The 11972-nt window shown below is 39.6% G+C and carries 12 protein-coding genes and 3 pseudogenes; 9 read left to right on the top strand and 6 right to left on the bottom strand.

The features are described 5' to 3' along the window. The 6 genes and pseudogenes from F899_RS00240 to F899_RS00210 form a co-directional block, all read left to right on the top strand. The coding region (locus F899_RS00240; RefSeq protein ID WP_005220170.1) for a multicopper oxidase domain-containing protein at nt 1-657 on the top strand (657 nt) is incomplete at its 5' end. Beyond that, nucleotides 644-1564 (top strand): copper resistance protein B, encoded by a 921-nt coding sequence (locus F899_RS00235; protein WP_005220168.1) that lies wholly within the window; start codon nt 644-646, stop codon nt 1562-1564. The genes F899_RS00240 and F899_RS00235, both read left to right, overlap by 14 nt. Before the next feature lie 109 nt (nt 1565-1673). Then, nucleotides 1674-1967: pseudogene (locus F899_RS00230) on the top strand (IS5/IS1182 family transposase); the annotation flags it as partial. 67 nt (nt 1968-2034) lie between these two features. Beyond that, a protein-coding gene (locus F899_RS00220; RefSeq protein WP_126034958.1) for an IS3-like element ISAba22 family transposase occupies nt 2035-3200 on the top strand; the annotation gives its coding sequence in 2 pieces (ribosomal slippage) (nt 2035-2293 and nt 2293-3200; 1167 coding nt in all). Between the two features lie 367 nt (nt 3201-3567). Beyond that, nucleotides 3568-4215: pseudogene (locus F899_RS00215) on the top strand (DNA/RNA non-specific endonuclease); the annotation flags it as partial. Between the two features lie 70 nt (nt 4216-4285). After that, nucleotides 4286-4528, top strand: coding sequence for a hypothetical protein (locus F899_RS00210; protein ID WP_005404640.1), 243 nt, complete (start codon nt 4286-4288; stop codon nt 4526-4528). Nucleotides 4529-4567: 39 nt separating this feature from the next. On the opposite strand, the gene F899_RS00205 is transcribed toward F899_RS00210, so the two are convergent. Beyond that, on the bottom strand, nt 4568-5575 hold the full coding sequence (locus F899_RS00205; RefSeq protein WP_004812248.1) for an AraC family transcriptional regulator: 1008 nt from the start codon (nt 5573-5575) through the stop codon (nt 4568-4570). 114 nt (nt 5576-5689) lie between these two features. Between F899_RS00205 and F899_RS00200 the strand changes: the two genes are divergently transcribed. Continuing rightward, entirely contained in the window at nt 5690-6337 is a 648-nt protein-coding gene (locus F899_RS00200; RefSeq protein WP_004812246.1) for a sterol desaturase family protein, read from the top strand. Between the two features lie 300 nt (nt 6338-6637). Here the strand turns inward: F899_RS00200 and hisF are convergent, their stop codons facing one another. Further along, nucleotides 6638-7396 (bottom strand): imidazole glycerol phosphate synthase subunit HisF, encoded by a 759-nt coding sequence (gene hisF / locus F899_RS00195; protein ID WP_004812244.1) that lies wholly within the window; start codon nt 7394-7396, stop codon nt 6638-6640. A 111-nt stretch (nt 7397-7507) separates the two neighbouring features. Here hisF and F899_RS00190 point away from each other — a divergent pair. Further along, nucleotides 7508-7951: pseudogene (locus F899_RS00190) on the top strand (phosphotransferase); the annotation flags it as partial. On the opposite strand, the gene F899_RS00185 reads toward F899_RS00190, so the two are convergent. Further along, nucleotides 7939-8232 carry a hypothetical protein gene (locus tag F899_RS00185; RefSeq protein ID WP_004812242.1) on the bottom strand — a complete coding sequence of 98 codons (294 nt, stop codon included), beginning with the start codon at nt 8230-8232 and terminating at the stop codon, nt 7939-7941. The pseudogene F899_RS00190 and the gene F899_RS00185 overlap by 13 nt on opposite strands. 396 nt (nt 8233-8628) lie before the next feature. On the opposite strand from F899_RS00185, the gene F899_RS00180 reads away from it, so the two are divergent. Further along, on the top strand, nt 8629-9333 hold the full coding sequence (locus F899_RS00180; RefSeq protein ID WP_001067783.1) for an IS6-like element IS1008 family transposase: 705 nt from the start codon (nt 8629-8631) through the stop codon (nt 9331-9333). A gap of 53 nt (nt 9334-9386) precedes the next feature. Here F899_RS00180 and feoB read toward each other — a convergent pair whose 3' ends face one another. The 3 genes from feoB to F899_RS15710 all read right to left on the bottom strand — a co-directional run. Next, the gene (feoB, locus tag F899_RS00175; RefSeq protein WP_005220166.1) at nt 9387-11216 is read right to left on the bottom strand and encodes a ferrous iron transporter B; all 1830 of its coding nucleotides are present in this window, start codon (nt 11214-11216) and stop codon (nt 9387-9389) included. After that, nucleotides 11206-11466 (bottom strand): FeoA family protein, encoded by a 261-nt coding sequence (locus F899_RS00170; protein WP_005220165.1) that lies wholly within the window; start codon nt 11464-11466, stop codon nt 11206-11208. The genes feoB and F899_RS00170 overlap by 11 nt, the downstream gene beginning before the upstream one ends. An 11-nt stretch (nt 11467-11477) precedes the next feature. Further along, nucleotides 11478-11972: cation efflux transmembrane domain-containing protein (locus F899_RS15710; RefSeq protein ID WP_005220164.1), on the bottom strand; the 495-nt coding region annotated here is incomplete at its 5' end.

The following is an 11972-nucleotide window of genomic DNA, read 5'->3' as shown; positions in this document are numbered from 1 at the left end:
GATATGTCTTCTATGAAAGGCATGAATCACGATATGTCTTCTATGAAAGGTATGAATCATGATATGCCGATGAATAGCGCTACTGTTAAGTCGGCTTCAGACAAGAATGATAATACCGTATTTGGATGGGCAAATGCTTCAACACCCGTTGGTCAAAAAGCACTCCAGTATAGTGATTTACAATCTTTAAACCCTCAAAAAGACACTCGTGCAGCTGAACGTGAAATGGAAATCCGTCTTGGTGGGAATATGGAGCGCTACATTTGGACAATTAATGGTAAGAAGTTTAATGAAACAGAACCATTCAAAGTGAAATATGGGGAACGTATACGCTTGAAATTTGTGAATGACAGTATGATGGCTCACCCAATGCACTTGCACGGTATGTTTATGCAGCTTGAAAATGGTCAAGATCCAAGTAATATGCCAAATAAACACACGATCATTGTGCCACCAGGGAAAACAGTTACAACTTTACTTACTGCTGATGAATTAGGTGAATGGGCTATCCACTGCCATTTGTTATATCACATGGCAGCTGGAATGATGAACAAACTCATTGTGGCAAATGTAGATAGCAATGATGTTGATTCAAAAAGTATCGTTGCCCAACCCCATGCAAATGATAAGGGAGTGAATCAACATGCAAACCACTAAAAAACTTTTTTCAAAAACAGTCTTATCAATTGCATTAATAAGTATATCAAACTTAACTTTTGCTGATAACAGTACTTCGCAACAAGAAAGTAATATTACAAATGGTATGAGAGTCTTATTACAGGAGTCTGGTGGCTTAAGATATAGCCCCCAAGAATTGTATCCAGAATATTATTCAATGGAAAATGCAAATGGGGGAGATAATATTATTCTGACCGCAAGAAAGAGATCAGCCCCATCTAATGATGATCATCTTAAAGAACATGGCGGACAAATTTATCAACTAACAAGACTTGAAAATGCATGGATAGTTGATGAAGACGGTAAGGGCAACCTAGGAACAAAGTTTGATACTTTAATTGGGACAGATGAAAATCGTCTATTTATTGAAGCAAATTTGGACAAAGCAGAAAGCAATGATCCTAAATATGATGTATCTGCACTTTATAGCCGTAATGTAGCACCCTTTTGGGATGTACAAGCTGGGGTAAGATATAGTGAAGATAAAAATAACAGCAGCAGCGATCGAGTGGATGGGGTTATTGGTATATTAGGTCTAGCTCCTTATTTCTTTGAAACACAAGCATATCTTTATGGAGGAGAGAATAACTTTTGGGGAACAAGTTTTGAATTCGAACGTGATTTAATTTTAACTCAAAAACTTATTACTCAACCTTACATCGAAGCAGATGTAGTATTTAGTGATGATTCTGACTATGCTGCAAAATCAGGTTTATCAGAACTAAAAACGGGGATCAAAACCCGATATGAAATTACTAAGCGAATTAAACCTTTTATTGACGTTGCTTACCAATATGAAAAAGGACAGAAAGCCACTTCTATGCAAGAGGCTACGGATTCTGAAAAAGGCTGGAAATATGGTGCAGGCATCGAATTAGTTTTTTAAAATAATTTAATGAAAGGAATAGTAGTTTAGCGTACTATTCCTTTCATCTTATAATGGCTTTGTTGCACAAACCTAGCATCAAAAGCTTATTCAGCAATATAATTTCAAAATGAATAAGCCTGCCTCTAAAATCTACCGTACAACCAATTGGTCATCCTATAACCGAGCCTTAATTAACCGAGGTAATATTTCCATTTGGCTTGATCCAAAGACTCAGTGGTATGCACAATCACAAGGCAAGCAAGGTCGAAATCAAACCTACTCCGATACAGCGATTCAATGCTGCTTAATGATCAAATTACTATTCCGACTCTCTTTACGTATGGTCACAGGTTTTGTTCAAAGTCTGATTAAACTCTCTGGATTAGATTGGACAGCTCCGGATTATTCCACCCTTTGTCGTATGATGTGTGCTGAAAAAACAGGAGGTTTTAACTTGGTAAACTAAACACACTCATCAGGAGTTTACCATGAGCAAGAAACACAAGACTTACACCACAGAATTTAAAGCTGAAGCCATCAAATTAATTGAAGCCAATCAAGGCAATATCTCGGAAACAGCTAGACAACTTAGCATTTCAATGCAAACTCTTTCAAATTGGAATACCAAAGCAAAGGCTGGAACTTTAGCAGGTACAAAACAGTATTCACCTGATCTAAACGCTCTACTCGAAGAAAATAAAAAACTCAAACAACAGCTCAAAATAGCTGAAATGGAACGTGAATTTTTAAAAAAGGCAGCAGCGTACTTTGCCAAAGAAAGTCAGTAAGGTACGCCTATATGAAACAAAAAAGATATTCTTTTCCAATTACCTTAATGGCTCGATTACTTCATGTTTCAGTTTCATGTTTTTATGATTGGCTCAAGAGAGGCGTGAGCAAAAGAACGATTCAACGAAATCAACAGACGATATTGGTGAAAATAGCCCATGAGGAGACAAGGCAGAGCTATGGTTATATTCGATTAACCAAATACTTACAAGCTCAGGGTATAAAAATGAGTATGTACGCTGTAGGTCAGATAAAAGCGCTGAACCACCTGTATTGTAAGCGACACAAGCGTTTTAAAAGGACTACGAATAGTGACCATAATCGAGCGATCTATGAAAACCTGCTGGAGCAACAATTCTCAATGACTAGACCAAATCAAGCATGGTCAAGTGATATTACGTACATATGGACTGTTGAAGGATGGCTGTATTTAGCAGCGGTAAAAGACCTTTACACGAAGCAAGTGGTTGGCTATAGCTTAAATGAGCGCATGACAACACAGCTTGTTTGTAATGCGCTAAATATGGCTATTCACAATCAAAAACCAACCAAAGAACTGATTGTGCATTCAGACAGAGGAAGTCAATATTGCAGCCATGAATATCGAAATATACTTGAGCAATATGGTTTTCAAGGTTCAATGAGCAAGCGCGGAGACTGTTACGATAATGCACCGATTGAAAGCTTTTGGGGAATACTGAAAAATGAGTTAGTGCATCATTACAACTATCAAACCAGAGAAGAAGCCAAAGCAGATATTATAAAATACATTGAGTTATTTTATAATCATCGAAGAATTCAAAAGGGTTTGGGTTTTAAGACACCAAATCAAATGGCCGAAGACTTTTATAAGTTGGCTGCCTAGAATCTCCCAAGGGAAAGTCTCCTGATAGTTCAGCGTATATCACATTCAGAGATTTATATTTTTTAGTATTTAAGATTTTTTGAATTTTGAATTTTGTCAATGATCTCAGTATATCTGTAATCTGTTCCTAGGCTTAAGTCTGCATCTTCTTAAACTGAGTTGCGTATATACTTCTTAAACATTGTTCTGGAAAGCTATTTTGAATAGATGTTCTCATTCACGAATTATGCATGAATGTTAAGGTAGAAATATTAATCAAATAAGAATTCTTCTTAATTTAGAAGGACATCTATTACTTAATTTATAGTTTATATAATTTAAATTAAATTGAGTGTTTTGTATGAGTATAGATTAAATCCGGATATAACACATGGCGCCAAATGGCGATATGAATAACACCGCTGCACAATATGATAGTTTCTCTTTAGCTAATATGGTGCCACAGGCCCCTAAAAATAATCAGGAAGTCTGGCGTAAGCTGGAGGAGGCCGTGCGCGCGATTGTGACCAAACAGCATAGGGATGCCTATATTGTCACAGGTCCCGTGTTTGAGGGAAAGCGGCTCAAAACCATTGGGAATGGCGTGATTGTGCCAACGGCCGTGTATAAGGCGGTGTATCTGCCCAAACAGGGCATTAGCGGTGCCTATTATGCACCTAACAATGATTCACAGCAGGTCAGGGTCGTCAGTATCTGTTATCTGGAAGAGAAGCTGGGGGTTAATTTATTCCCGCAACTGACCGAGCAGCAGAAGCGTAACATCTATCAATTACCGTTGACCGCAGCTCAGGTTAAGGCCAATCAAGACATTAAATATATGCGTTGGGATGCGGAAAGCCAATGTGCGGAAGAAGCCGATACCGCCAGCATACAGGCTCAACAAAAGCAGTTTGCTTCAGGACAGTCCCAGACTGCTGAAAGTAAGTTGCCACAGATTGATGAGGAAACCAAGCAGGCGCTGATCAAGCAGTTGGTGGATATGCTGGTGCAGTATTTTTTACAATTGTTGAGATAATGTAGAGCATCTTGCAAATCATCTATGTTTAGCTCAGTGTGATGAAAAGAGAATAATAATGGGGAACGAGATGTTTAAGCCTTTTGTGAATGGAAATGAGTCTTCCGCAATCTATGACCTGACCCTGGAAAATCAGGTCGATTGTGTGAGCCTATATGGCAATCTGCAAATAACCAAAGATCAGGTCGGTTTACAGGCTGCCAAGAAGTTACAAGCCTTTATTAATGAGCTGGTGGCAGCCCTGGAACAGGAAAATCTCCCTGAAAAAATTCAGCGCCAACCTGAACAGGAAATCGAAAATCCATTTCTATAAAAAATGCTTTAAGAAACCATCGTTTCCTTATCAACTTGATTAAGAACTATAAATGGTATTGTTCTTCCGCCACTGTTGTGGGGTTAAACCAGTCCAAAGCTTAAATGCGCGCTGAAAGGCACTTTGTTCTGAATAGCAAAGCAGCAGGGCAATCTCCTGTAAACTCAGGTGTGGGTCTTTTAGATATTCAGTTGCCAGCATAAAGCGAACTTCCTGTACCCGTTCCTGAAAAGTGGCATTTTGCTGTTGCAGGTGGCGTTGTAACTGCCGAACCGAAACTCCCAGTTTCCCCGCAATAAAGTCGATCTGGTATTGGTTCTTTTGCAGGCCCGTCAAAATGGCGTGCTGCAAGCGTTGGTCGAGTTGGGTCGAGTTGGGTAATTTGTCCAGAAGCGCCTGTGCCTGCTGTAAAAGTAGTTGCTGTAAAGTGTGATCGCCTGTTCGAAGTGGCTTAAAGGCTTCGGTAACAGGTAGAAGTAGCTGAGTTTTAGGCTGATCAAAACGGACTTTACAACGGAAATACTGCTCATAAACCATAATGTTTTTCGGTGCGGTATTCACAAAATGCACTTCGTGTAGATTGAGATCTTCACCTGACAGAAATAACTTATGGAATTGCACCATCAGCGCAATTGCAATTTCATCTGTTAATTGGGTTGGGTTGGGTTCTGGAGCTTCCCAGCGGATTGATGCGTAGGGTGGGTTAAATTCAACGACGAGAGGGCTACCATCATAAATTAAGCGATGAAAATCATGATAACGCGCCAATGCTTCGCCCAAGTTTTCACATGACAGTGCGAGATAAGCAATAATTCCTAAATGTTTAGGTTGTACGTGCTCTGCAATTTCTAAGCCTAAACCTGTCTTGGGATTTAAACGATTAAGATCTTCAAGTAAGTCACGCCAAATGACGTAATCAAAACGTTCAAGATTTTGGACTTGTTGTAATTGCTCAGGAATTTCAATATTTTTTGTTTCGCAATAAGCCTTTAATAAATGCCCTAATCCGCCATAAACAGAGCCTGTATAGTTCTTGAGTTGGGACATCCTGTCTACTCCTTATTCTGTCGTGTTTTGTCAATATAAATATATCGTATCGTCAATACTTCGCCTACAAAAATTTATATCTTTAAAAAAATAAGGAAACATTTGGAGAAAACCATGTTGAAGGGTTTTGTTGCAGGTTTGGTGATTGCAAACGGTTATGAATGGTTTGCCCATAAATATCTACTGCATGGGGTTCACCGTAAAGGCAAGCCACGTTTCAGCCCAACGCCAAAACAGATGGAATCGCACTGGGCACACCACCGTGAAGTGCGCAAGCAGGGCTTTTCTGATGATTGTTATGTCGAGGGTCTGGACAACTGGCGTACGCGCAATGAGTTAATGTCACTTGCTGTAGCCGCAGGTGTGCTAAGTGTTGTGTTCTATCCTTTTTCAAAAGGCATGGCGCTTGCAGCGATTTATAGTGCGGGGAATTATTATTATGTTCATCGCCGTGCCCATCTTGAGCCTGATTGGGCGAAGCGTACAATCCCGTGGCACTATGATCACCACATGAACTCGAACCAAGATGCAAATTGGTGTGTTACTCGTCCTTGGTTTGATTATGTGATGGGGACGCGTGTGGTGTCTTCAGCAGATTTGAAAGAAGCCAATCCATTGGGTCTACCTTTACCTACACCGATTTCGAAGATATTAACTGAAGCGATTGAATCAGTATTTCCTGCTAAATGGGTAGAACAGAAACCAAAATTGGTGGCCGCTGCTCAGACAGAAGAGATCGAAAAAGTATCGGTTGCTTCTTGATAAAGCGTGAAGAGGGCATTTTGACAAAACATGATGCTGGTCGTGTGCTTATGTCGTGAATTGTCAATAAAATTGGTTTTTAATGTCAATATTTTTGCTGAATATCTCGCTAATTTAGCCCAAGCCTTTTTGTTGCTTGATATTTATCCAAATTTATTGTTTTTCGTTTACCCTCTAGCGTTGTATAAACGCATTTCATATACCTTGCTCAGCAAGGTATTTTTTTGACTAAAATTTGCCGAATAAAAAACCTCTCAAGCAATCGCATTGAGAGGTTTGGATCTCGCTATTTTTTATTGCTTAAAGGCGCATTTCAATGCCTTGCTCAGCTAAATATTTTTTCGCTTCTGGAATCGTATGTTGACCAAAGTGGAAAATGGAAGCTGCAAGTACAGCATCTGCGCCACCTTTCAAAATACCATCTGCCAAATGTTGTAAATTTCCTACACCACCTGAAGCAATCGTTGGAATCGTGACACGATCATTGATTTGACGCATTAAAGCGATGTCATAGCCTGCTTTGGTTCCATCGGCATCCATACTGGTAATCAGTAATTCACCTGCACCAAAGTCTGCCATTTTAACAGCCCATTCTATTGCATCAATACCTGTTGGCTTACGTCCACCGTGGGTAAAAATTTCCCATTTATTCTCGCCCGTTTTTTTTGCGTCAATGGCAACCACAATACATTGTGCGCCAAAGCGTTGCGATGCTTCTTGTACAAATTCTGGGTTAAACACCGCAGCCGAGTTGATGCTAACCTTGTCGGCACCTGCGTTCAACAATAAACGGATGTCTTCAACCTTACGCACGCCACCCCCCACAGTTAAAGGCACGAACACGCTTTCCGCCATCCGCTCCACCGTACGGTAGGTGGTGTCCCGTCCATGATGGGTGGCGGTAATATCTAAAAAGGTAATTTCATCGGCACCCTGTTCGTTATAACGGCGTGCAACCTCAACAGGGTCACCTGCGTCACGAATATCAAGGAATTGAACGCCTTTAACGACTCGGCCATTATCAACATCCAAGCAAGGGATAATACGTTTTGCGAGCATAAAATTTTCCAAAAAATCGCCAAGAGAGAAAGGAGACCGACTCTGGTGCTACACCTTCATGGAGGGAACGGGTATTCTATCAAAATCAGAGTGATATTTTGCAGGTTTTCCATGTCGGTTTATACCCCGTTGAGTTTAGAAGAAGTGCAGGCATTTGCCGAGCCTTATGGTTTGGCGGTGATTGACCTGATTCCAATCCAGGGCGGTATTCAAAACACCAACTTTTTTTTGGTGGATCATACACAGAAACAGTATGTCTTAACGGTTTTTGAAGAATTGGATACTGAGGGGGCGGCTGAATTGGTGCCCGTGCTGGACTGTTTGGGGCAGGCAGGCGTACCTGTCGCGGTGCCGTTGAAACATCACGGTCAGGCCATCCATAGTATTGCAGGCAAACCTGCCCAGATTGCGCCACGTTTAATGGGTGAGCATCCTGAGCAGGCCAGCATTGACCAGGTGCAGGCGATTGCACAGGCGCAGGCCAAACTGCATCTAGCGTTACAGGATTTTCCATTACAGCGTGATTTTAACCGCAACCATGCCTATTGGTCAGAGTGCATATAATGATTTTCTAGCTTGTCTAATTTTTTTGGTTTTTTTAATAAAGTACTATTTTCTATGTCTTTTCTTTTTTGATTTTTATCATAAAGACTAAATGATTCTCCATCTTCATAATCAATCTCAGTAATTTTTCCTTGAGTAAATTGACCTTCATAAAGACTTCTAATAATTTCTTTAAAGGTAAGTTCTTCAATTTCAATTTTTTTTAAATTTTCAAATCCAGCAAAAACTTGTTGACTAGCACATAGCATTAAAATGCAGAAAAGTTTAAACATGATATTCCCTTAAAAGTGAAAATTTTTAATTTATCTAAAATTAACATAATACACCTTATACGAAAGGTGTTCTAATTTTCCTTAGAAATCAATGCTGTAGTTTCTAGTTTATAGCCCAATCACACCCGATTGGGCTTTTTTATGATTTTTCATGTTTCACGATCAAAAAACAATCAATGTTCCACGGTTTTATTTAGCTTTGGCGAATAATCAATGGATGCCATTGAAGCCTTTTAGGTCTTCCGTTTTCTCAAAAATGAAGTCTCTACGATCCAGGATTAGGCAGTTTTTATGGCACTGTTGCAAATAGGCTGACATGATAAGCTAAATATCGGCACTGTTGCAAATAGGCTGACATGATAAGCTAAATATCTTATTTATTTCGAGATACAGCAGATGAATCCCTTCCACGGTCGGCACTTTCAAGGTGAAATCATTCTTTGGGCTGTTCGTTGGTATTGTAAATATGGCATCAGCTATCGTGAACTTCAAGAAATGCTCGCTGAACGAGGCATAAATGTGGATCACAGTACAATTTATCGTTGGGTTCAGCGTTATGCTCCAGAAATGGAAAAACGGTTACGCTGGTATTGGCGTAATCCTACAGATTTACATTCATGGCATATGGATGAGACTTATATCAAAGTGAAGGGGCGATGGACTTACCTGTATCGTGCAGTTGATCAACGGGGTCATACGATTGACTTTTACCTTTCCGCTAGACGGAACAGTAAATCAGCCTATAGTTTTCTAGGAAAGATCTTCAATACGGTGAAAAAATGGCAAATTCCACGGGTCATCAATACAGATAAAGCAGCGACCTATGGCCATGCTTTATCACGATTAAAGCGAGAAGGAAAATGTCCAGTAGATATTGAGCACAGGCAGATTAAGTATAAAAATAATGTCATTGAATGTGATCATGGTAAGTTAAAGCGAATCATCAGGGCCACATTAGGATTCAAATCTATGAAGACTGCTTATGCCACAATTAAAGGTATTGAAGTCATGCGTGCACTACGTAAAGGACAAGCATCGTCATTTTATTATGGTCAGCCTCAGGGTGAAGTGTGTCTAATCAACAGGGTTTTCGGTCTCTAAGCACTTTTTAAAGGGAACATCATCGACTCAAATCTCTATTTGCAACAGTGCCATTAAAACTTACTCGCAACTTGATATGTGATGAATGAAAAGATGTAGGCTAATGCAAACAAATAAGTTGCCATAACGACAGGCTGTTTCCAGCTACCTGTTTCTCGTCTAATTGTTGCTAACGTGGCAAGACAATGTGGAGCAAAAATAAACCATACCAATAATGATAAACCTGTGGCTAACCCCCATCCATCCGGGCCTGAAATTTGACTTAACAGACTTTGAGTTACAGTATCTTCATCACCTGACATCGCATAAATCACCCCAAGAGCTGCAATTACAACTTCCCTTGCTGCCATAGCAGGAATGAGTGCAATACATATTTCCCATGTAAAACCAATAGGCGCAAATATAGGGTGAATTAAATGTCCTAACTGACCAGCTAAACTATAGTTAATGGCTGGCATGGTTGCATTATCTGGTGCTTGAGGGAACGTGACTAGCACCCATAACAAGATAGACAGTGCAACGATAATGCCACCAACTCGTTTTAAGAAAATAGTTGCCCTATCATATAAGCCTAATGCAATATTTCTAATATCTGGAATTCGGTATGTGGGAAGCTCAAAAATAAAAATACTTTCAGTTTTATCTTTTCGAACCAACTTCAGAAAGAGTGAAACTAATAACGCTGAGACTATTCCCGACATATAAAGACCAAAAAGGACTAATCCTTGCAGACTTAACCAGCCGTAGATTAATTGGTTCGGAATAAATGCCGCGATCAATAAAGCATATACGGGCAATCTTGCTGAACAGGTCATCAATGGTGCAATCATAATTGTTGCTAATCGGTCCCGTTCAGAGCTGATACTTCTGGTTGCCATAATTCCGGGAATCGCACAAGCAAAACTGGATAGCAGAGGAATAAATGAACGGCCGCTAAGCCCGGCTTTAGACATTAATTTATCTAAAAGAAATGCTGCTCGGGGTAAATAGCCTGACTCTTCAAGCATTAAAATGAAGAAGAATAAAATCAAAATCTGAGGCATATATGCAAGCACGCTACCTGTGCCAGCAATTACCCCATCGACTACCAAGCTTTTTAATAGAGGATGTTGGATTAGTGGTCCAATAAAATCACTGAGCCATACGATAAAATTTTCAATGAATTCTATAAAAGGTGTTGCCCATATAAATACCGCTTGGAACATCACAAACATGGTTAAAGTTAAGATTACTAAACCCAATACAGGATGTAGAAAAATTTTATCTAGAAATGCGGTTCTTTTATCACCATTGTCATTATTTAAAATAACTTGTTTGGTGATTTGTTTGACCTGTTCAAAATGACTTAATTCAGAATGATAAGGAGTAATAAAAAGATTTTTTTGATCTAATTGATTAATTAAATCTTGAATTCCTTTTGTTTTAACTGCGACAGCTTCAACTACAGGGATACCTAACAGTTGAGACAGTTTATCCTTATCAATGGAAATACCACGCTTTTTGACCTCATCCATCATATTTAATACAAGAATCATAGGGCGATTTAAAGCACGAACTTCGAGAACCAAGCTCAAATGTAAGCTTAAATTTGTGGCATCTACGACGCATATAAAAATGTCGGGGAGAATTTCACCTTTTAGCTCGCCCAAACAAACTGCCCTGGTGACTTCTTCATCTAAACTACTAGGTTTTAAACTGTAAGTTCCGGGTAAGTCCAATACTCGTACTGCATCACCAGAAGGTAATCTAAAAGAACCTTCTTTTCTTTCTACGGTAACTCCAGCATAGTTGGCAACTTTTTGTCGCGTACCAGTAAGCGTATTAAATAAAGAGGTTTTTCCACAATTTGGATTACCGACTAATGCAATGTTCTTAATCTTCATTGGATACTAACTCTACAAAAATTCTTTCAGCTTCATTCTTTCTTAATGCGAATCTTGAAGTTTCAATTTGAACTAAAACAGGATCTCCGCCAAAAATACCTTTAGCGAGTACTTGTAGAGTTTCACCCTCTCTAAAACCTAATAGTTGGAGCCGTTCCAATACGGGATCAGTGGTATGACTGTATTGATTACCTTTTTTGAGATCTCTAATTTTGACGATCTGATTTTGTTTAACTTGAAATAGATTCATTTTCGAGACTCTTACTTCAAAGCCAAAATTTTTCGGGCACCATTAAGTACGAATAAAGAAACCAGTATGCCAATGATTAAGTCTGGATAAGCTGATCCCGTCCACGCCACGAGTACACCGGCAAATATAACGCCCATATTTACGACAACGTCATTCGCCGAGAAAATCCAACTGGCTTTCATATGTGCGCCATCTTCTCGATGACCAGAAATAAGATATAAGCATGTCACGTTAGCTATAAGTGCGAGCAGGCCAATAACAATCATGAGCGTTGATTCTGGCTCGCTTCCAAACATGAATCGTCTAATGACATCAATAATCACGATGACAGCAAGTAATAACTGAATCCAACCTGCGAAATGGGCTGCTTTCACTTGATATTTCGCAGCTTTTCCGACGGCATATAGCGCAATACCATAAACGGCTGCATCGGCAAACATATCTAGAGAATCAGCAATCAATCCTGTAGACGCAGCAATAATTCCGCTGATGAATTCTATAAAGAA

Origin of the sequence: Acinetobacter sp. CIP 101934 (genome assembly GCF_000369585.1) — a bacterium.
GTDB classification, from domain to species: domain Bacteria; phylum Pseudomonadota; class Gammaproteobacteria; order Pseudomonadales; family Moraxellaceae; genus Acinetobacter; species Acinetobacter schindleri.
Note: the sequence above shows the minus strand (reverse complement) of the source record. Positions and strands in the feature narration are given on the sequence as shown.